23 protein-coding genes are annotated in these 20,073 nt (G+C 68.2%); 16 read left to right on the top strand and 7 right to left on the bottom strand.

Annotated features, from left to right (window positions below):
- Positions 1–17 precede the first annotated feature (17 nt).
- Positions 18–329, top strand: a complete 312-nt coding sequence (locus AB0B96_RS20600) for a hypothetical protein (RefSeq protein WP_362900784.1) — start codon at positions 18–20, stop codon at positions 327–329.
- A 77-nt stretch (positions 330–406) separates the two neighbouring features.
- On the opposite strand, the gene AB0B96_RS20595 is transcribed toward AB0B96_RS20600, so the two are convergent.
- Positions 407–1,108 carry a hypothetical protein gene (locus AB0B96_RS20595; protein WP_362900782.1) on the bottom strand — a complete coding sequence of 234 codons (702 nt, stop codon included), beginning with the start codon at positions 1,106–1,108 and terminating at the stop codon, positions 407–409.
- On the opposite strand from AB0B96_RS20595, the gene AB0B96_RS20590 reads away from it, so the two are divergent.
- The 4 genes from AB0B96_RS20590 to AB0B96_RS20575 all read left to right on the top strand — a co-directional run bounded on the left by AB0B96_RS20590 (position 1,098) and on the right by AB0B96_RS20575 (position 2,948).
- A complete protein-coding gene (locus AB0B96_RS20590; protein WP_362900780.1) occupies positions 1,098–1,298 on the top strand; it encodes a hypothetical protein in 201 nt (66 codons plus the stop codon). The genes AB0B96_RS20595 and AB0B96_RS20590 overlap by 11 nt on opposite strands.
- A gap of 11 nt (positions 1,299–1,309) precedes the next feature.
- Complete coding sequence (locus AB0B96_RS20585) at positions 1,310–1,927, top strand: hypothetical protein (RefSeq protein ID WP_362900778.1); 618 nt, start codon at positions 1,310–1,312, stop codon at positions 1,925–1,927.
- Between the two features lie 211 nt (positions 1,928–2,138).
- On the top strand, positions 2,139–2,450 hold the full coding sequence (locus AB0B96_RS20580; protein WP_350943985.1) for a DUF1778 domain-containing protein: 312 nt from the start codon (positions 2,139–2,141) through the stop codon (positions 2,448–2,450).
- 3 nt (positions 2,451–2,453) lie between these two features.
- A complete protein-coding gene (locus tag AB0B96_RS20575; RefSeq protein WP_362900776.1) occupies positions 2,454–2,948 on the top strand; it encodes a GNAT family N-acetyltransferase in 495 nt (164 codons plus the stop codon).
- Between the two features lie 87 nt (positions 2,949–3,035).
- Here AB0B96_RS20575 and AB0B96_RS20570 read toward each other — a convergent pair whose 3' ends face one another.
- The gene (locus AB0B96_RS20570) at positions 3,036–3,272 is read right to left on the bottom strand and encodes a hypothetical protein (protein ID WP_362900774.1); all 237 of its coding nucleotides are present in this window, start codon (positions 3,270–3,272) and stop codon (positions 3,036–3,038) included.
- The gene (locus AB0B96_RS20565) at positions 3,269–3,682 is read right to left on the bottom strand and encodes an ATP-binding protein (RefSeq protein ID WP_362900772.1); all 414 of its coding nucleotides are present in this window, start codon (positions 3,680–3,682) and stop codon (positions 3,269–3,271) included. Before AB0B96_RS20565 ends, AB0B96_RS20570 begins: the two co-directional genes overlap by 4 nt.
- A 262-nt stretch (positions 3,683–3,944) precedes the next feature.
- Between AB0B96_RS20565 and AB0B96_RS20560 the strand changes: the two genes are divergently transcribed.
- The 3 genes from AB0B96_RS20560 (at position 3,945) to AB0B96_RS20550 (ending at position 5,787) form a co-directional block, all read left to right on the top strand.
- The gene (locus AB0B96_RS20560; RefSeq protein ID WP_362900770.1) at positions 3,945–4,793 is read left to right on the top strand and encodes a helix-turn-helix transcriptional regulator; all 849 of its coding nucleotides are present in this window, start codon (positions 3,945–3,947) and stop codon (positions 4,791–4,793) included.
- Between the two features lie 7 nt (positions 4,794–4,800).
- Positions 4,801–4,998 carry a DUF397 domain-containing protein gene (locus AB0B96_RS20555; RefSeq protein WP_362900768.1) on the top strand — a complete coding sequence of 66 codons (198 nt, stop codon included), beginning with the start codon at positions 4,801–4,803 and terminating at the stop codon, positions 4,996–4,998.
- A gap of 243 nt (positions 4,999–5,241) precedes the next feature.
- A complete protein-coding gene (locus tag AB0B96_RS20550) occupies positions 5,242–5,787 on the top strand; it encodes a hypothetical protein (RefSeq protein ID WP_362900766.1) in 546 nt (181 codons plus the stop codon).
- Positions 5,788–5,916: 129 nt separating this feature from the next.
- On the opposite strand, the gene AB0B96_RS20545 is transcribed toward AB0B96_RS20550, so the two are convergent.
- From AB0B96_RS20545 to sigJ, 4 genes are all read right to left on the bottom strand, one after another.
- Complete coding sequence (locus AB0B96_RS20545) at positions 5,917–6,111, bottom strand: hypothetical protein (protein ID WP_350943992.1); 195 nt, start codon at positions 6,109–6,111, stop codon at positions 5,917–5,919.
- Between the two features lie 154 nt (positions 6,112–6,265).
- Positions 6,266–9,025 (bottom strand): M14 family zinc carboxypeptidase, encoded by a 2,760-nt coding sequence (locus AB0B96_RS20540; RefSeq protein WP_362900764.1) that lies wholly within the window; start codon positions 9,023–9,025, stop codon positions 6,266–6,268.
- Between the two features lie 231 nt (positions 9,026–9,256).
- Entirely contained in the window at positions 9,257–9,610 is a 354-nt protein-coding gene (locus AB0B96_RS20535) for a hypothetical protein (protein WP_362900762.1), read from the bottom strand.
- A 55-nt stretch (positions 9,611–9,665) separates the two neighbouring features.
- On the bottom strand, positions 9,666–10,610 hold the full coding sequence (gene sigJ / locus AB0B96_RS20530) for an RNA polymerase sigma factor SigJ (RefSeq protein ID WP_362900760.1): 945 nt from the start codon (positions 10,608–10,610) through the stop codon (positions 9,666–9,668).
- Between the two features lie 311 nt (positions 10,611–10,921).
- On the opposite strand from sigJ, the gene AB0B96_RS20525 reads away from it, so the two are divergent.
- The 8 genes from AB0B96_RS20525 to AB0B96_RS20490 all read left to right on the top strand — a co-directional run bounded on the left by AB0B96_RS20525 (position 10,922) and on the right by AB0B96_RS20490 (position 19,804).
- A complete protein-coding gene (locus tag AB0B96_RS20525; RefSeq protein ID WP_362900758.1) occupies positions 10,922–11,431 on the top strand; it encodes a carboxymuconolactone decarboxylase family protein in 510 nt (169 codons plus the stop codon).
- A 112-nt stretch (positions 11,432–11,543) separates the two neighbouring features.
- Entirely contained in the window at positions 11,544–13,178 is a 1,635-nt protein-coding gene (locus tag AB0B96_RS20520; RefSeq protein WP_362900756.1) for a carboxyl transferase domain-containing protein, read from the top strand.
- 61 nt (positions 13,179–13,239) lie between these two features.
- The gene (locus AB0B96_RS20515; protein WP_362900846.1) at positions 13,240–15,249 is read left to right on the top strand and encodes a biotin carboxylase N-terminal domain-containing protein; all 2,010 of its coding nucleotides are present in this window, start codon (positions 13,240–13,242) and stop codon (positions 15,247–15,249) included.
- A 70-nt stretch (positions 15,250–15,319) separates the two neighbouring features.
- On the top strand, positions 15,320–16,132 hold the full coding sequence (locus AB0B96_RS20510) for an enoyl-CoA hydratase-related protein (protein WP_362900754.1): 813 nt from the start codon (positions 15,320–15,322) through the stop codon (positions 16,130–16,132).
- The gene (locus AB0B96_RS20505) at positions 16,132–17,937 is read left to right on the top strand and encodes an acyclic terpene utilization AtuA family protein (protein ID WP_362900844.1); all 1,806 of its coding nucleotides are present in this window, start codon (positions 16,132–16,134) and stop codon (positions 17,935–17,937) included. The genes AB0B96_RS20510 and AB0B96_RS20505 overlap by 1 nt, the downstream gene beginning before the upstream one ends.
- Positions 17,938–18,351: 414 nt before the next feature.
- On the top strand, positions 18,352–18,480 hold the full coding sequence (locus AB0B96_RS20500) for a hypothetical protein (protein ID WP_362900752.1): 129 nt from the start codon (positions 18,352–18,354) through the stop codon (positions 18,478–18,480).
- 135 nt (positions 18,481–18,615) lie between these two features.
- A complete protein-coding gene (locus tag AB0B96_RS20495; RefSeq protein WP_350944003.1) occupies positions 18,616–19,467 on the top strand; it encodes a helix-turn-helix transcriptional regulator in 852 nt (283 codons plus the stop codon).
- A gap of 67 nt (positions 19,468–19,534) precedes the next feature.
- Positions 19,535–19,804: a hypothetical protein gene (locus AB0B96_RS20490; RefSeq protein ID WP_350944005.1), complete on the top strand. Its 270-nt coding sequence runs from the start codon at positions 19,535–19,537 to the stop codon at positions 19,802–19,804.
- Positions 19,805–20,073: the final 269 nt, after the last annotated feature.

Here is a 20,073-nt window from a genome sequence, read left to right as displayed (position 1 = left end):
TCCTCCAGATCCGCACCGTGAACGCCTACGTCTACGACCTCCTCCACGGCGACGGCACCACGACCGGCTGGGCGACCCAACGCTGGTACGGAGAGGTCATCACCGAACCCGGCTCCATGGTCGAGCCCTACCTCCGAGAAGTCGGCTGCCCCGAGTCCCCCGAAGTCGTGCGCTCCGGATCCTGGGTCGTCGAACCCGAACACCACGGACGGGTCTGCCTGGAGACCTACCTCTTCCTCACCGGACGCATGAGCGGCCGGTTCATCGACCACCAATGGCTGAGCGAGAAGAGAGCCCTCTACACCATCCCCCTGCCACCGGCGATGTAGCCGAACACGTCGCCCTCGGCGACGACCGCGGCCCGAGGTTTCCCCTGTGGTCCGGACTCCGGCGGTGGGTCATCAGGTCATTCGACGCCCAGCGCCTTCTTCACCCGGAGGGCGACTTCGTCGATGCTCCCCATCGCCTTCCACTCGCCTTCCAGGTCTTCTTGTCCGCCCACGAGCTTCGAGCCGTCGTCGAAGACCATCCCCTGGGCATCCGGGGTTGCCAGAACGGCACCGCTCGGCAGACCGTTCTCGGCCCCTTCGATCCGTAAGGCCGTTCGCCGATCCGAGAAGAGGAAGAGCATCACCCTCACACCGGCAGGTATGGCCTTTCGGAAATCATCAAGAGACCTACGGGGCTTTCCGTTGTGATACAGACCCCCCTGATCCAGGTCGACATAGACGCGACCGCCACTGACAATCCCGTTGTCCTTTACGGTGGAGTCGACGCGAACGTGCATGACCACACGCTTGTCCGGATAGGGGTCACCTTCGATGTCATATATGTCTCGCCCCTGTTCGAACCCCTCGACACTTCCGATGACGATGGCTTCATGATCTCTGGACTTAACCAGCTCCTCGGGTGAACTCTTGTGGTCGTAGTCGACAATCATCGCCCGAAGCACCGATGTGTCTATGCGGTATGTCGTTCCGGTTGTCTGCCCATTTCCCCTAGCCGGAGATTGCCGAGCGCCGCAGCCGGAGGTCATGGAGATGGACAGAGCCAGCACTATCACGAGACGAAAGCTCGTCAAATTCACGTAACACTCCATGAGCATCATCGGTAAACGGTTCGTGGTCACCGACGCGCTCGGGCCGCTGACGGCGGTGACGGTGCGCCCGGCCGAAGTGCGAGATCGCGCCGGGGCCACCCTCACCAGGGGCGAGTTGCAGGAGTCTCCTCCTGTGACCAGCTTGTTACAGGGAGGCGGGGTAACCCGTCGAGAAGATTCCGCGTCTCAACAGTCGTGATCAACCAAGCGATGGCAACAGTACTGGTGATCGGATCGCTGATGGGCGGAACCAGCGCGGCCCACGCGGGCACCACCGAGATCCCCAAAGGCTTCCTGCTGACCGAGCGCGCGGCGGCTGCGGGACCGGTCATCGCGGACGAGGAGTGGTGGGAGATCAGTAACAGCCTGTCCCGGCAGCTCGCGCTCAATCCCTGTCGCACGAAGGGGAAACCCCGTGACGGCCGGGTCGCGATGCGCACCATCACGTACTCCAACAGCGCTCCCTCCGGGGGCGGCGAACAGCTCGTGCTGTACAGGAGCACCAGGTCCACCCAGGCCGCGTTCCGTAAGCTCCGGGCGGACCTGGCCAGGTGCCCGAGGCGGGCGACGACGAAGAGCGGCAGCGGGTTCGGCTACGTCGGCAAGCCATTGCGCGTCGGAGACGAGGCCCTGTCTGTCGCGGGCCACTTCCACAAGCGAGGAAAGCGTGACCGTGAGCCTGCCGAGCTGGGGATCGTCGCCCGCCGGGGCGCCGCGCTGTTCGTCTACACCGACGTCGGCAACGGCCTGGGAGCGGGCAGGAAAATCGTCAACCAGGCAAAGAAGATGACGAAGAAGGTGTGCGGCCTGCCCAGGGTGTGCGGGTAGATCGCCCACTTCGGAAAAAGCCCTGCATATCCCCACCGATGGTGGCCGAACCACCGTCGGCGGATTGACATCCAGCCGATTCGTACGGACACTGTCCGTACAGAATCTAAGCAGTGGGGAGTGATCTCCCTACGGTCGAAGAGCGCCGCGTACTGCGGCGCCGACCGGCGTCGGCGCAACGCCGACATCCGCTGTGGAGGAGCCAGCAGCCATGACCCGTCCCGCGCCCGGCAACACCGCCTCCCCCAGGCACGACACCAGAAGCCGACTCGAAGTCCGCATCAGCACGGAAGACAAGAACCTGATCGAACAGGCCGCCCACGCCAGACGGGAGACCGTCACCGGCTTCGTTCTCCACGCCGCCCTCGACGCGGCCGAAGAGGTCATGCGCCATGAACGGATCACCGTCGTGCCTCCCGACTTCTTCGAAGCGATCATCGACTCACTTGACGCCCCCCCGCAGCGGAACGAAGCGCTGACCCGTGCCGCCCGGGAGAGCCGAGAGATTCCGAAAAGGAAGTAACGGGTGTACGACCCTCAGTCGCTCAACCAGCAGCACCGCACGGATTCGTTCGACTGCGGGAAGGAGTCGCTGAACTTCTGGTTGAGCACATCAGCCCTGCAGGCTGAAAAGAACCGCACCGCCCGTACTTTCGTGTGGACCGCAGACGGAGAGCACGACGTCGTCGCCTACTACTCCCTTGCCGGTCATCTGCTGCAGAAAGACGAGATCCCCTCCAAGGCAGGTCGTGGCGGCCCGAACCAGATTCCCGCCGTCATCCTGGCGCGACTGGCACTCCACAAAACATTGCAGGGCGGCGGCCTGGGCAGTCGTCTGCTCGTCCACGCCCTCAGCAGGGCACTGGAGTCATCTCGGAGCGTGGCGGCTCGCCTGGTCGTCGTCGACGCCCTCGACGAGGAGGCGGCGCGCTTCTATGAGAAGTACGGATTCATCCGTGTCCCGGGGAACACGCGACTGGTTCGAAAGATGAGCGACATCGAAGCCGACCTCAGCGGCTGAACATCTGACCCCTTGGTCAGAGACGAGGTGGTGGTGCCCTGCTGCCGGTACCGGACGGGGAGGGCCGCCCGGCGTGGTGGCGTCGAGTCAGCCCGGGTACCGCTCGCGGCCGCCCGGCGGGCAGGACGGGTTGCACAGCACGTCGACCCAGATGTCGGCGACCGGCGCGGTGATCTGCTCGACGGCCTCGGCCGGGATCACGTCGTCGGTGACGTCGGCCCAGATCAGACGTACCGCCGCCGCCAGCGTGACGATGTGGGTGCCGCACCCCGCACACAGGCGCACCCCGTCGGACAGATCCACGATGGGCAGCGGACCGCTCATCGAGACCTCCACTCCGCGCAGACGAACCAGACGGTCTTGCCGTCCGCCGGCCTGCCCTCCGACGCCGGTACGACGCCCCACCGGTCGGCGTAGGCCGCGACGATCGCCAGCCCACGACCGTGCTCCTCCTCCGGGCCGGCCGGGACCGGGCTCGGCCACACAGCACTGTGGTCGGTGACCTCCCCACGGACGACCCGCCCGTACCGATACAGGGCAAGGGTGATCGGCGCCTTGCCGTGCAGGATCGCGTTGCTCACCAGCTCGGACACGACCATGGTCACGTTCTCCGCCACGGAGGACATGTCCCAAGCGGCGAGGGCCTCCCGCACGAGGCCGCGCGCCTTACCGACCGCTTCGGGATCGGCAGGCAGATCCCAGTACGCCTCAAGGGCGTTTCGAGGTGTCTTCATAAGTGCTCCAGCGAGGGCGAGGCCGATAGAGGGAGTGCCGCACTTGGCGTACGCGAGCTCAGAAGCACGAGGTTGGAACCCGACTCAGGCAACAGCTGATGTCACGCAGAATCATGATCTCCTCACACAACGTGTTCGCTCGCGGCCCTATGATGTGGCCTGCACAGTCCATACTGCAACTCTCATTTTGAAACTCGACCGATATGTCTTCCCTTGTGCCAGGTGCTCTACGATCGACTTCCCTACGCCCTGGAGGTAACCGATGACATACAGTGGCCAGAGTCCAACGGTGCGCCGACGGCGCCTGGCCGCCGAACTCCGGGGTTTGCGCGAGGCCGCAGGCCTGACCATGGAGGAGGTCGCTCAGGCGCTGGACATGTCACGGGCCACGATTTCGCGTCTCGAAACAGGCAAAACGGCCCGGCCACGACCTCGCGACATCCGAGACATCCTTGATCTGTACAGGGCAGAGGACGCTCACCGGGAAGCGGTCATGGACCTCGTCCGGGGTGCTCGCGAGCGGGGATGGTGGGAGCAGTACAAAGGTGTCTTCACCGGCACCTACGTAGGACTCGAAGCCGAGGCATCCTCAATCGACACCTTCGAACCCCTCGTGATCCCTGGCTTGCTGCAAACCTCCGCGTATACAGCCGAACTGATCCGAGCCTCCCTGTCTTATGATCCTGCCGAGCTCGACAAGCGCGTGGAAGCTCGGATGCGCCGACAGGAGATTCTGCGGCGTCCGAACCCGCCCCGATACCGGGCGATCATCGATGAGGCAGCCCTGCTACGGCCGGTAGGTGACACGGAGGTCATGCGCGACCAACTTCGCAAGTTGATCAACACCCATCCGCTTGAGCACGTGACCATTCAGGTCATGCCGATGTCGGCAGGCCTGCATGTCGGCATGTCGGGCCATTTTGTTATTCTGGAATTCCCTGATTTCACTGATCAGAACGTTGTCTATATTGAAACACCGACAGACAATCTCTACCTTGAAGAGCCCAAACAGCTCGAACGCTATAACCTGATGATGCAGCGCCTCGTCGCCGACGCACTTGGAGCTGACGCCTCGATCGCATATCTGTCCGAACTCATCGACCGGTTGTGAGACACCAATGGATCTGTCTAGCGCCGAATGGCACAAGAGCACCCTCAGCCAAGGCGACAACAACAACTGCGTGGAAGTCGCCCGCAACCTTCCCGGCATCGTCGCGATACGTGATTCGAAGACCCCCGACAAACCGAGCCTGATCTTCACCACCTCGGAGTGGACCGCCTTCATCAGCGGCATCAGGAACGGCGAGTTCGGCTGACGGGCACCGGCTATACGGGCATGACCGTGACCAGTCGCCGGGCCAGGGCTTTCGCTTCGGCGAGTAGCCCGGTCGGTGGCTGGTCGAGATCGAGGGCGTGCTGGCCGACTCAAACGGCACCAGTAGCAATGAATCGCTATTCCTGGCGGACCCCACCTGATAGACCGACATGAAACCGGGTCCCGGGGTTCGGAACATCGAACCCCGGGACCCGCCGCGTTACCTGACACTGAAAGGAACAGCGTGAGCTCAACGGTTGAGACCGTCGTCTCCGGAGACTCCGAGAACACCCTCATCCGTGCTGAGTTCCCCGTGAACTACGCGCAGTTCTACCTGTTCGACGGCAACACGTATCGAACCGTGCACCCAGAGCCGAAAGCACCTGGACTGTCGAACGCGGGCATCCTGCGAACTGTACGAGGAGGAGCCCACTTCGTTACCGGCCTCTATCTGGGAAACATCGACTTGACCGTATCCCTGCACCACCACGCCCCGGAGCCGCTGCTGGAGGAATACGAGGACGTGGTCGAGGCCAGCTTCCAAACCGACCGCGACCCACTCGCGGTCATTGCCTGGGATTCCACAAAGTACATCGCCCTGCCACAGCTGCCGTCCAAGGCCGGCTGGTACCGGCTGCGCTACCACGCCCGCAACATGGACCAGGCCTTCGACCTGCGTTCCACGGTGATCATCGACTCGTTTCACCTTCAGATATGGCCCACCCCTCAGAGCGATGCCAAGGTCCTCCAAGTGGTATCGGACAGGGCCCGCCGCAAGTTGTCCCGCTGACCACAAAAATCCAACGGCGCCACCTGCCGAACCCAGGCCGCCGCGCGGCCTGTCGTCTCACAGGGCGCGAGCGGCGTCACCCGATCCGAGGGGCCATGGTTTCCCTCACGTGGCGTACGCGCTGGTTGTTCACCCCTTGCCCTCGTTGTTCTTCTTGCCGGTCGTGAAGGCCACTCCCAAACCGGCGCCGACGGCGATACCGATACCCATGCCCATGGCCAGGTTGCCGAGTGCCACTCCCAGGGCGGCACCGATGGCGACGCCGACGGCGATGCCCATGGAGAGTCCGGTGGCGGCCTTCGACGCTTCGTCTTTCTCATCCATGCGTCTGCCGCTTCCCCCGCTCCGGTGGAACATGCGCCCCATCGGGCAGACATCTTGGCGCGTCGGCCTTCCTTACTCACACGGACGCACGACGGCGGGCCCGGCCGGACGAATCCGGCCGGGCCCGCCGTGTTCCATGAGACGGATACCGGGATCAGGCGACGACGGAGCGGAGCGGAATGCCCGCGCCGTCCAGATCACGGATCAGGTCGCGGACGAACGGGTGCTCGTCGGCCGTCAGGCCGTCGGGGTTGGGGATCGTGATGTACGTCGAGCCCGCGGCGGACGCCGTCTGTGCCGTGTCGGTGTACTTCTCGATCACCGCCTGTGCCCGCGCGAGGTCGGCGTCGGCCACCTCGATGGTGATCGGCCGCCACTCCCCGCCCAGGTTGGGCAGTTCCTCCGCCTGCTCCGCGGCGCTGCGCGAGGGCTCCGCACGCAGGGTCCGCTGCTGGGCGGCGGGCGTTCCCCCCTGGTACAGCAGGGCGTTCGCGACGAGGTGGATACCGTTCTCGTTGTACGCCCTGAACAGCGGGTTGTAGGCGAAGAGGACGGCGCGTCCGGCACCGGTCGGCTCGTCGACGATGGCGGCCGTGCCCTTGAGCGCGTCGGACCCCACCGTGTAGCCGTTGGACCAGAACCTGCTGTCGGACGGGTATGTGAGGACGTTCCTGCCGGTGGTGCTCGGGTTCAGGATGGGGTCACCGTTGTTGAACTGGAAATCCTCCAGGGGACGGCCGAGCGCCACCGGGTTGTCGCTCGCCACGTCCACTCGGAAGTGCGATCCGATGACCTGGTAACCGGTCGGCTTGGGCTTCTCGGTCGTGGAGGTCAGACCCGCGGCGCGGGCGACCCGGGTGCCCTCGTTGCGCAGTCCGATGTAGGTGCCGCCCGCGGCCACCCACTGCTTGAGGTTGGCCTGGCCCGTGGCGGTCAGGCCGCCCGTGGAGCTGCTTCCGTCGGGCACGAGCACGACGGTCCGCTCGGTGAAGGCCGGGGTGTTGTCGTTGATGTCGGCCGTGGTCACCGGCTTGAGGTCCAGGCCCCAGCGGTTGCCGAGCACGTAGCGGGTCTCGCCGTACGACCCGGAGGTCGTGGTGATGCCGGTTCCGGCGAACAGGCCGACGTCCGGGGTGCGCAGCGGGCTGCCGGAGGCCGCCGCCGAACCGCCCATGACGGTGACGCCGAGCGACTTGGCGAGCTTGTCCAGCGTGTTCGGGGTGAGCGCGCCCGCGGGCAGGCTGACCACACCGCTCGTCAGGTCACGCGAGAGCGGCACGCCCGAGGCGAGCAGCTTGAAGGTGAGCTCGGAGGCCGCGGCCGAGTCCAGCGGGTAGGAGTAGGAGCCCTTCGGCGGAGCCGAGGAGGCGATCCCGCCCTCGATGTCCTTGACGAGGTCGACCTTGGGTGACAGCTCGTCCCCGGTGTAGATCGTGTCGACCCCCATCAGCAGCGGGTTGCTCCACGAGGAGACGTCGTAGAAGTACGGGAACGGGGCGTAGGGGTTCTCGCCGATGAGCGCCTGGATCCAGTGCTTCTGCGGCTGGTTCATCGGGATCCAGTAGGCGCCCTTGGGAACCGTGAGGTTGGCGGCGCTCCGGCCGCCGAGAATCTTGGCGCTGGGCACCGTGACGGGGTTCTTCAGCCGGTAGACCTCGACGTCCATGTCGCGCAGCCGCTCGACCAGCCGGCGCACGTCGCCGATCTGCCGGTCGGGCAGCAGGAAGTACGAACGGATCTTGATGTCGGGCACCGGGAACTGGACCGTGTTGGTCGGCTGGACGACCTCGTTCGGCTGAAGGGTGCCGGCCGCCCCTTCCTCGATCGCGGTCCGCCAGATCGAGTAGTAGCCGTTGAGGACCTCATTCTTGTTGTCGGCGGCCCAGCCGGTCGTGGCCCACTGGGTGTTGAACTGCTGCTGCACCCGGTCCTCCACGGCCGAGGCGCTGCCCTTCTCGTACGTCATGCCGGCGGCGCCGAAGCCCGCGGCCGGCACGGTGTCGCCGTAGCCCATGTAGAACAGGTCGTACGTCGAGTAGTTGAAGTAACACTCGGTGGTGACGCCGGGGCGGCAGGCGCCGTTGTAGCCGAAGCCCTCGCCGTTCGCCGCTCCGATACGGTTGATCCAGTTCACCGGCTGGTCGGCGATCTCGTGGTGGATCGGGTCGGCGTTGGGCGGGAAGAAGTACTGCCGGCCGCCCATCTCGTGCGCGTCGACGAAGACCTGTGGCGGGTATTTCCGCAGCATCTCGATCTTGGCGTCGGTCTCCGGCTGGGTGCGGGCGAACCAGTCCCGGTTCAGGTCGAAGCCGTAGTTGTTCTGCCGGCGGTTCGCGTCGCGGCCGTCCGGGTTCTGGGTCGGCACGATGACCGTGACGAGGTTGTCGTTGCGCTTGGCGACGTCGCAGGACAGGCCGCTCGCGAGTTCGTACAGGGTCCTGAGCGCGGCGTCCGCGCCGCTCTTCTCGCCGCCGTGCACGTTGCCCGTGATCCAGACGATGGCGGGAGAGTCTTTGGCGATCCGCGCCGCCTTGTCGGCCTTCAGCGAGCGTGGGTCGCGCAGCGAACCGACCTGATCGGCGATCTTCTTCAGCTGGCCGGGAACCATGTGGTGCTGGTCCGACACGATGGCGTAGGGCAGTTCCTGGCCGGAGACGCTGTGTGCCATCGTTCCCGTGACCACGCGCTTGGAGGCGCTTCCCACGGCCTTCAGGTAATTGTTGATCTCTTCTGTCGTGAGGACCCTGGGCTGTCCCTGGCCCAGCGGGAAGCCGAAGAACTGCTCGGGGCTCGGCACGTCGGCCGCGTGGGCGGTGGGGTCGGTGCTGCACTTGTCGCCGGCTGGACCGGCCTGCGCCGAGGAGGTCGGTGTCAGGGCGAGCACGGCCGATACGAGGACCGCTACACCTAGCACCTTCCCATAGGGGGATTTTCTGCACGTCGTCGTGCGAAACCGCATTTCAACTCCAGACAGGGGACGGGGGGTGACTCTGGGGAGAGCCCCGGCCAGGAAAGGATGAATTCACGGCGAACAGTATTAGAAAGCAGCAAACCGGACAAGAGGGAAGGAAACTTCACAACACCATGCGAATTGTCGTGATTTGCCATTTCTCCAGGTGGGGGCATTGGCGAGTGGCCGCATCAGCTATACCGGAGTGCGTTGGCCGGTCAGGATGCGGCTGAGGTGAAGGAGGCTCATGCCGAACAGCAGCACCCCCAACGGGAGGTGCAGGGTCGTCATCCCCGCGATGCCCAGCGCCACCTGCGCCAGCGTGAGTCCCAGGAACACGGCCGCGTACAGGATGGGCCTGGGTGAGCCGCCGCCCGGACGCCACAACAGGATCGCGGTGGCCAGGTGCACCACCGCCACGGTGAACACGCTGTACGCCGAAGCGCTGTGCAACGCCCGTCCGCCGGGCGAGGACAGCAACAGGCCCGCGGTGATCGGCGCGGTGAAGACGACCAGGGTTTGCAGAGCGATCACGACACGCAAGAACACGGATGACTCCTTGACCGCTGCGGGACGGAGGAAGACGGCGACGACGGCGTGCCTGCTATGCCGTCGTCCAGGGCCGGAGCTTCTCGGGGTTGCGTACGGCCCAGATCCGGGTGACCCGATCACCCGCGACCTCGAACGCCATCACCGCCTCGGTGACGCAGTCGCGCTGAGCGACCAGACCGGGCTGACCGTTGACCGTTCGCTCCAGGATCGTCATCCCGGGCGCCAGGTCGGCGATCGCCATCGCGTAGCGCGCGATCTGCTCGCCGCCCTCGATCGGGCGGAGCAGGGCGCTGACGACACCGCCCCCGTCGGAGACCATCGTCACCTTGGGGTCGAGAAGTCCGATGAGAGCGTCGATGTCCTTGGCCTCCCACGCCCGCTTGAAGTCCCTGACGACGTCGGCGCGCCGGGCCGCCGGGGTCGCGGGGACCTGTGCGGCGCGGATGCGGCGGCGGGCCGAGGAGGCCAGCTGGCGGCAGGCCGCCGGGGTACGGCCGACGATCTCGGCCACCTCGGCGAAGGAGTAACGGAAGACGTCGTGCAGGACGAACGCGACGCGTTCGGCCGGGGTCATCGATTCGAGCACGACGAGGAAGGCCATGTTGACCGACTCGTCGAGGGTGACCCGATCGGCGGGGTCGGTCAGGTCGGTCACGGCGCCGCCCGGCCGCCCGCCGAGCAGCTCCGTACGGTCCGGCAGCGGCTCGGGGATCCACTCGCCCACGTAGCGCTCCCGCCGGGCACGTGCCGAACCGAGCAGGTCGAGGCAGACGCGGCCGGCGACCGTCGTCAGCCAGGCGCCGGGCGACTCGATGGCCTCCCGCTGTCGCCGCGACATGGCGTACCAGCGGGCGTAGGTCTCCTGCACGACGTCCTCGGCGTCGGCCAGGGAGCCGAGGAGCCGGTAGGCGAGATTGATCAGCTGACGCCGCTCGCTCATGACCGCGCTCAGGCTCGGGTCGGTCAGGTCGTCTCCTGGCTCGGGCGGGACGGTCATGGTGGCGTCGGCTCCCTCGGTGTGGTTGCTGGTGTGGCTGCGCTCACCGGATCGACGAGACAGCGCGCCGAACTGTGAGGCCGGTCGCGTCGCCTCACATTCTCGGCGGTTGTGTCGTCGGAGTTCCCGGACACCGTCCAGCACGCGGGAGACCGCTAAAGAACGCTGGAGAACTCCGCACCCCGACCCGGGACGCGGGTCACCGTCGGAAGTCTCACCTCGGAAGACGGGCCGTCCTCCACGGGGTCGAGGACGGCCCACCATCGGGGCGTGAGCTTCGGAAACACCGCTGACATCGAGAGGAAGACATCGTGACGTCCACCCCCAGCAGTACCGAGCAGGACGACCTCAGGTCGCGTCTGCCCGATCCCTCCCAGTTCTTTCCCGAGGTGATGTCGATCGCCGGAGCCATGATCAAGGCCGTCCAGAACGGTGCGATTCCGCAGATCACCGTCGGCCTGGTACAGCTCCGCGCCGGGCAGATCGTCGGCAGCACCTACCACGCGATCCGACAAACCGACAATCTCCGCAAGGCCGGTGAGACGGAGGAGCGCATCACCGCCGTGGCGTCATGGCGGGACGCCCTCTACTTCACCGACGCCGAACGGGTCGCGCTGGAACTCGTGGAGGCCGTCCTCACCCCGAACCCGGCCGGGGAGCGCGTCCCCGACGAGCTGTACGCCAGAGCGTCGGCTCACTACGACGACAAGGCGCTCTGGACGCTCATCCTCGCGATCGGCCAGATCTGCTTCTTCATCCCCGTCGCCCTCATCGCCAAGCCGATCCCCGGCATGCCCCCGGGCAAGAACTACCGGGCGTAACATCCCTCGGACGTGAGCACCATCCCTGGCGGGGGCACCGGTTGTGGGCTACCTTGCTTGACGTGATCAGGGGCGCGGGTATGACGTTCGTGTCAAGCGAGGGAGCGGAGTCATGAGCCGCCTGGACACCACGGGTGACGACTACCGGGCGCGGCGTGAGGCGATGCTCGCCAAGCTGGCGGAACTCGACGCCGAGCACGCCAAGGCCGTGGCGGGCGGCGGCGAAAAGTACGTCGACCGGCATCGCGCGCGAGGCAAGCTCCTCGCCAGGGAGCGGATCGAGCTGCTCGTCGACCCCGACTCGGCGTTCCTGGAGCTCTCACCGCTCGCGGCCTGGGGCAGCGACTTCCCGGTGGGGGCGAGTGTGGTCACCGGGATCGGGGTGGTGGAGGGCGTCGAGTGCGTGATCGTCGCCAACGACCCGACCGTGCGGGGCGGCTCGTCCAACCCGTGGACGCTGCGCAAGACGCTCAGGGCGGCCGACATCGCCTTCGAGAACCGGCTGCCGCTGATCAACCTGGTGGAGTCCGGCGGTGCCGACCTGCCGACCCAGAAGGAGATCTTCATCCCCGGCGGCCGGATCTTCCGCGACCTGACCCGCCTGTCGGCGGCCGGGATTCCCACGATCGCCCTGGTCTTCGGCAACTCCACGGCCGGTGGGGCGTACGTGCCGGGGATGAGCGACCACGTGGTCATGGTCAAGGAGGGCGCGAAGGTCTTCCTCGGCGGGCCGCCGCTGGTCAAGATGGCCACCGGGGAGGAGTCCGACGACGAGTCGCTGGGCGGCGCCGAGATGCACGCCCGCGTCAGCGGCCTGGCCGACTACCTCGCCGCCGACGAGCACGACGCGTTGCGGATCGGGCGGCGAATCGTCAAAAGCCTGAACCGGCGCCGTCCCGGCCGCTCCCCCGGCGCCGTGCGTGACCCGCTGTACGACGAGGACGAACTGCTGGGCATCGTGCCGGAGGACCTGAAGATCCCGTTCGACCCGCGCGAGGTGATCGCGCGGGTGGTGGACGGCAGCGAGTTCGACGAGTTCAAGCCCCTGTACGGCGGAAGCCTGGTGACCGGGTGGGCCCGCCTGCACGGCCATCCGATCGGGATCCTGGCCAACGCCCGCGGCGTGCTGTTCAGCGAGGAGGCGCAGAAGGCGGCGCAGTTCATCCAGCTCGCCAACCAGGTCCGCGTCCCGCTGGTCTTCCTGCAGAACACCACCGGCTACATGGTCGGCAAGGACTACGAGCAGGGCGGCATCATCAAGCACGGCGCGATGATGATCAACGCGGTGTCCAACTCGTCCGTCCCGCACATCACGATCGTGATGGGCGCCTCCTACGGCGCGGGCAACTACGGGATGTGCGGCAGGGCCTACGATCCCCGCTTCCTGTTCGCCTGGCCCAGTGCCAAGTCGGCCGTGATGGGTCCCGCCCAGCTCGCCGGGGTGCTGTCCATCGTCGGCCGGGCCGCCGCGCAGGCGCGAGGACAGGTCTACGACGAGGAGGGCGACGCGGCGATGCGACAGCTGGTCGAGGCGCAGATCGAGGCCGAGTCACTGCCGTTCTTCCTGTCGGGCCGCCTCTACGACGACGGCGTGATCGACCCCCGCGACACCCGGACGGTCCTCGGCCTGTGCCTGTCCGCCATCGACAACGCCGTCGGCGACACCGGCGGCGCCGCCTTCCACGGCGCGGCGGCCGGCAACACCACCGCCCCGCGGCCCTCGGGCTTCGGCGTCTTCCGGATGTGATCGTGACCACGCCCATGCCCATGACCACGCCCATGTTCCGGATGTGACCGTGACCACGCCCATGACCGGCGCCGCGCCGATCCGCCGCCTGCTCGTCGCCAACCGCGGTGAGATCGCCCGCCGCGTCTTCCGCACCTGCCGCGACCTCGGTGTCGAGACCGTCGCGGTCTTCTCCGACGCCGACGCGGACGCGCCACACGTGGCCGAGGCCGACCATGCCGTACGGCTCGCCGGTGTCAGGCCCGCCGACACCTACCTCGCGGTGGAGAGGATCGTCGAGGCGGCCCGCCTGGCGGGGGCCGACGCGGTGCACCCCGGCTACGGCTTCCTGTCGGAGAACGCCGCCTTCGCGCGGGCCGTGACCGAGGCCGGGCTGACCTGGGTCGGTCCTCCGGCCGAGGCCGTCGCCGCGATGGGCTCCAAGATCGAGGCCAAGGCGCTGATGGCCCAGGCGGGGGTCCCGGTGCTGACGGGCTTCGTCGCGGGACCCGGTCACTCCACAGACGACTTGGAGGCCATGTTCTCCCGGATGGGTGAACCGATCTCCGAAGGGGCCTTTCCCCTGCTGGTGAAGGCGTCGGCCGGTGGCGGCGGGCGCGGGATGCGCGTCGTGCGACGCGCCGAGGACCTGCCGGAGGCGGTCGAGTCGGCGCGCGGGGAGGCCGCGTCGGCGTTCGGGGACGGCACGGTGTTCGTCGAGCCCCTGCTGGAGGGCGCCCGGCACATCGAGGTGCAGATCCTGGCCGACGGGCACGGGACGGTGTGGGCGCTGGGCGAGCGGGAGTGCTCGATCCAGCGGCGGCATCAGAAGGTGGTCGAGGAGACTCCGTCCCCGGCGATCTCCGCCGCGATGCGTGCGCGGCTCCTCGACGCGGCGGTCACCGCCGCGCGGGCCATCGGGTACGTCGGCGCCGGGACCGTCGAGTTCCTCGTCAGGGAGGAGACGGTCGCCTTCCTGGAGATGAACACCCGCCTGCAGGTGGAACACCCGGTGACCGAGTGCGTGTACGGCGTCGACCTCGTCGAGTGGCAGTTGCGGATCGCCGAGGGCGCCCGGCTCCCCGCGTCGCCGCCCGAGCCGTCCGGGCACGCCGTCGAGGTGCGTCTCTACGCCGAGGACCCGGCCCGCGACTGGCTTCCGCAGAGCGGCGTCCTGCACCGCTTCGAGGTCTTCGGGGTGGACTCCCGCTTCGCGTCCCCGCCGGGCGGGCGCCACGGCCTGCGGCTGGACTCCGGGGTCGAGGACGGTTCGGAGATCGGCGTCCACTATGACCCGATGCTCGCCAAGGTCGTCTCCTACGGTGCGAGCCGCACCGACGCGGTGCGCAGGCTCGCCGCCGCGCTGGCGGGTGCGAGGATCCACGGTCCGGTCACCAACCGGGACCTGCTGGTCGAGGTCCTGCGTCATCCGGCCTTTCTCTCCGGAGAGACCCACACCGGATTCCTGGAGGAACACGGGCTCACCGGGTCCGGCCGAGACGCCCACGGGGTCGTGCGCCTGTCCGCCCTCGCCGCCGCGCTCGCGGGGGCGGCGGCGAACCGGGCGACGGCGACCGTGCAGGCCGGACTGCCGAGCGGGTGGCGCAATGTGGTGTCGCAGCCGCAGCGCACCTCCTTCGCGGAGGCGGAGATCTCCTACCGGATCACCAGGGACGGCCTGCGCGCCGAGGGGTTTCCCGATACGGTCCTGATCGGCGCGACGCCCTCACTCGTGGTGCTGGAGACCTCGGGCGTGCGGCACCGATTCGCCGTCGCCCGCTACGACGACGTGACGCACGTGGACTCCCCCCTCGGTTCCGTACGGCTCACCCCGCTGGCCCGCCTGCCGGAACCGGTGGAACACGTGCTGCCCGGCTCCCTGGTGGCGCCCATGCCGGGTACGGTGCTGCGGGTCAACGTCGAGGTCGGCGAGACCGTCGGGGCGGGGCGGGTGGTCGTGGTGCTCGAGGCGATGAAGATGGAGCATCGGATCGCCGCGCCCGCGCCGGGTACGGTGGCGGCGGTGAACGTGGCGCCCGGCCGCCAGGTCGAGGCGGGGGCCGTGCTGGCCGTCATCGAGGAGCGGACGTGACCTTCCGGCTCTCCGACAGGCTCCGTGGAGTCCCGGGGAACGGGAGAAGGTCTTGGAGGAAAGGACCGAAATGAGGACCGACGGCGGCTGGCCGGTGGAACGCCTGGTGCACAAAGAGGTGTCCGGCGGGGTGGCGACGATCACCCTCGACTCCCCCCGCAACCGCAACGCGTTGTCGGTGCGGCTGCTCGGCGACCTGGAGGACCGGCTCAACTGGGCGCTCGCCGAGGAGAGTGTCCGGGTGATCGTGCTCACCGGGACCGGTCCCGTGTTCTGCGCGGGCGCCGACCTGAAGGAGCAGCGGGTCGCGCCGGGGGACGCGCACGAGGCGCCGGTGACCGCGTCGTTCCCGGAGATCATGAGCCTGATCTGGGAGAGCCCGAAGCCGGTCGTCTGCCGGCTGAACGGTACGGCTCGGGCCGGAGGGCTCGGCCTGGTGGCGGCCTGCGACTTCGCGATCGCCCCCGACTCGGCGTCGTTCGCGTTCAGCGAGGTGCGGCTCGGCGTGGTGCCCGCGATGATCTCGGTGACCGTGCTGCGGCGGCTCGACCCGCGCGCCGCCGCCGAGTACCTGCTCACCGGCGAGACGTTCGACGCCGCCCGCGCCGCGCAGATCGGGCTGCTCACCCGCGCCGTGCCCGAGGAGGAGCTGGACGCGACGGTCGCCCACTACACCGGCATGCTGCTGCGCGGCGGCCCCGAGGCGCTCGCCCTCACCAAGCAGCTGGTGCGGACCGTGCCCGAGCTGAGCGTCGAGGAGGGCATGCGCCAGATGGCCGAGCTGTCCGCGAAGCGTTTCACCTCCGCCGAGGGCCAGGAGGGGATCGCCGCCTTCATGGAGAAGCGGCCCGCGTCGTGGATTCCCGCGCCGGAGTCGAGCTGATGTTGCGCGTCGCCAACTGCTCCGGCTTCTACGGTGACCGGCTTTCCGCCGCCAGGGAGATGGTGGAGGGCGGTCCGATCGACGTGCTCACCGGCGACTGGCTCGCCGAGCTGACCATGCTCATCCTCGCGGGGAACCGGTCGAAGGGCCGTCCCGGCTACGCGCCGACCTTCCTGCGGCAGCTGGAGGAGGTCCTCGGGACGTGTCTGGAGCGGGGCGTCAAAATCGTCTCCAACGCGGGCGGGCTGGATCCGGCCGGGTGCGCCGAGGCCGTGCGCGAGCTGGCCGGACGCCTCGGGCTGCCGGTGCGGGTCGCCCACGTCACCGGTGACGACCTGACCGGCCGTGACCTGGGCGGCGCGCCCAACGCCGACACCGGTGAGCCGCTGCCCGCCCCCGCCCTGACCGCCAACGCCTACCTGGGGGGCCGCCCGATCGCCGCCGCCCTGTCGGCCGGGGCGGACGTGGTGGTGACCGGCCGCGTCACGGACGCCGCCCTGGTCACCGGGCCGGGGATCTGGCGGTACGGGTGGGGGCCGGACGACTTCGACGCGCTCGCCGGTTCTGTGGTCGCCGGGCACGTCATCGAGTGCGGCTGCCAGGCGACCGGCGGCAACTACGCGTTCTTCGGCGAGGTGCCCGACCTGGCGCACTGCGGGTTCCCGCTGGTGGAGCTGGAGGCCGACGGCTCCAGCGTGGTCACCAAGCACCCGGGGACCGGCGGGCTGGTCTCGGTGGGCACGGTCACCGCGCAACTGCTGTACGAGATCGCCTCACCCCGCTACCTCGGTCCCGACGTGGTCGCGCGCTTCGACACGATCCGGCTGGAGCAGGAGGGCCCCGACCGGGTCCGCGTCTTCGGGGTGCGCGGCGAGGCGCCTCCCGACTCGCTCAAGGTCGCCGTCAACTACCTGGCGGGCTACCGCAACACCATGACGCTCGTGCTGACCGGCCTGGACATCGAGGCCAAGGCCCGGCTGGCCGAGGAGGCCATCTGGTCGCGGGTGCCGAGGGAGTCGTTCGACCAGGTCCACGTGGAGCTCACCCCGCTCGCCGGGACCGCCCTGCTGCGCGTCACCGTGATGGACGCCGACCGGCGGAAGGCCGGGCGCGCCTTCTCCTCGGCCGTGGTCGAGACCGGCCTGGCGAGCTATCCGGGCTTCTACGGCCTCACCCCTCCCGGTGACGCCTCGCCGTACGGGGTCTACTGGCCCACGCTCGTCCCGGCGGAGACGGTGCGGGCCCGCGTCTGGCTCGACGGCCGCGAGCTTCCGGCCGTGCCCGGTAGGGACGACGCGTCAGGCGCGGGCGAGGCGTCCGGCACGTACGTACCCGGCACGGACGAGAAGCCCGGTGTGCCCGGATCCTCGGAGGTGACGGCCTCGCCGGCCGCGAGCGGCGGTGGAGGTGAGGCGGCGGGCTCGGTGGACGACGCCGACCTCGGACGGCACGGCGGCGAGCGCGGCGACGGTGAGACCGCCCGGGTCGCGCTGGGAACGGTCGTGGGCGCCCGCTCGGGTGACAAGGGCGGCAACGCCAACCTGGGGGTCTGGGTCGCCACGCCGGAGCGGTTCGAGTGGCTGGAGGCCCACCTCACGGTCGACCGCCTGGCGGAGCTCCTGCCGTTCACCGCCGGCCTGCGGGTCGAGCGCTTCGAGCTGCCCAACCTGCTCGCCCTCAACTTCGTCGTGCACGGCCTGCTCGGCCGGGGTGTGGCCGCGAGTCCTCGTCTCGACGCCCAGGCCAAGGCCCTCGGGGAAGAACTCCGCGCCGGGTTCGCCGACATCCCCCGGCGCCTCCTCTGATCCGCTCACCCCGCCACGGCGACCTTCCATCACGCCGGGCCGGGGAGTACGCGGTGACGGCCTGCCGCAGACTCGGCATCGTCTTGAGGGCGCCCGCGGGGGCAGGGGTCCGGCAGCCGGGGTCGTGCTCCGCGCCACCCCGTTGAACCGGTTCGCCCTCGTCCGCAGATTCATGTCACATACGGGGAGATGTTCAGCTGCCGTGCGCCGAAATAGGCGGAATACGCGCCGTCCGGCTTTGAAACCTTCATGCAACCTTCCGAAATCTAGGATTGCACGCAATTGCTCCATGAGTGTGATTCGGGGAAGGACTCAAACATGCGCCTCCGGTTTCTTGGCTCCACCTCTGAGGCGGGGGCCTGTCCCTCCCTCTACGAAACCGATCGCGGGACCATCGTGGTGCAGGGTCTCCGGGTGACCGACGCCGAGGCGATGGCCGACCTGCGCCACGTCCTGGACGGCGAAACCGCCGTCGAGGTACCCCGTGAGCTTCTCGTAGAGATCGCCCGCCGAGTACTTTCTGTAAATATTGGTCACGATTAGGAGTGCTCTATGGTTTGATCCACATGCTCGGGGCTAGCGTCGTTCCGCACCATGGGGAGGCGACGTGAGCACGCGGGAACGACGGGCGGACCACAGCCGCGGCACACGGCCCGCAGGAACGGCCGAGGAGATCGGGTGAGCGGGTTCCAGCAGGCCAGGACCGAGCTCGGCATGCGACTGCGGCACCTGCGAGAGACCGCCCACCTGTCGGGCAAGGACCTGGCCGAGCGGCTGAGGTGGCAGGCGTCCAAGGTCTCCAGGATCGAGAACGCCCGCCAGACCGTCACCGAGGACGACGTCACCCGGTGGGCGCGGGCGGTGGACGCCTCCCCCGAGGTCGTCCAGGCGTTGTTGGAGCAGGCCGCGGGCCTGCTGGACCGTCAGGACTCCTGGCGGCAGCGGCACCGCGGCGCGCTGGTCACACTCCAGGAGGACATCCGCGACGTGGAGGCGCGGACGACCCTGCTGCGGGCCTTCGAGCCCGGCGTGATCATCGGGCTGCTGCAGACCACCGAGTACGCCCGGAGCATCTTCACGCGGATCAAGCGCCTCTACCGGGAGCCCGAGGAGATCGACGCGGCCATCCGGGTGCGCATGCAGCGCCAGGACGTCCTCTACGACCAGAGCAAACGCTTCAGGTTCGTCATCCCGGAGGCGGCGCTGCGCTACCGGCTGGCCCCGCTGAACGTGATGCGCGGGCAGCTCGACCGATTACTCGCGGTGACCGCGCTGCCGAACGTGGAGTTCGGGGTGATCCCCTTCGAGACGCCCCTGCCCTCGGCGCCGCTCAACGGTTTCTGGGTGTACGACGAGGACCATGTGACGGTGCCGACCAGGACGAGAGACCTGCTTCTGCGCGACCCGGAGGACGTCGCCTTCTACATGCAGGCTTTCGAGGAACTCCGCGAGGTCGCGGCCTTTGGCGAGGGCGCCAGATCGGTGATCGTCCGAGTACTCAGCGATTTATCCGGACAATTAAAGGACTAAACCCTGCAATTGCTTGATTAGCATCCCAAGATCGTGCAATTCTCTGTCCAGACGGAGGTGACTCACGATGCTGGACACGCTGTCTTGTCTTGAGAGATTCATTGCCGCCATACGGCTGCACGGCGACCTTTCCGTGCAGCGGATCTCGTTCGGCGACCCCGCGTACGTCTACGTCCGCAACCGTTTCAGCAACACCCTGGCGGAGACCGTGACCTGCGCCCAGGACGGCGGCTTCATCACCTCGTGGGGATATCGGCTCGGCACCAGCGACGACATCGACGACGCCGCGGCCCGGCTCGCCTTCCTCCTCGCCGCCATGCCCACCCCCCGGATCTGAGCGCCCCGGCACCGGGCCGGTCTCCCGTACGCCGGGTGCCGCGAAACCGCCCTCGCGCGTGGGCGCACGTGGGTCCGCCACTCAGTCCTGTCCATGCCGCCTCGACCCGTCCGACCGCGAATCCCGGTGCCGCCAATCGGACGGCAATCGGTCGTTCATCGCCTGCTCGGACACTCGTGGGGAGGCAGGCCGCCGATCCCGGCGGCCTTGCCGGCGCGTGACGCCTGTCGGGGCGATCGAGGCGGTCCGTCATCCAGCTCACACCGACG

Source organism: Streptosporangium sp. NPDC049046 (assembly GCF_040649155.1).
GTDB lineage: Bacteria > Actinomycetota > Actinomycetes > Streptosporangiales > Streptosporangiaceae > Streptosporangium.
The sequence above is the reverse complement of the archived record's forward strand: the minus strand, read 5'-3'. Positions and strand labels throughout refer to the sequence as shown.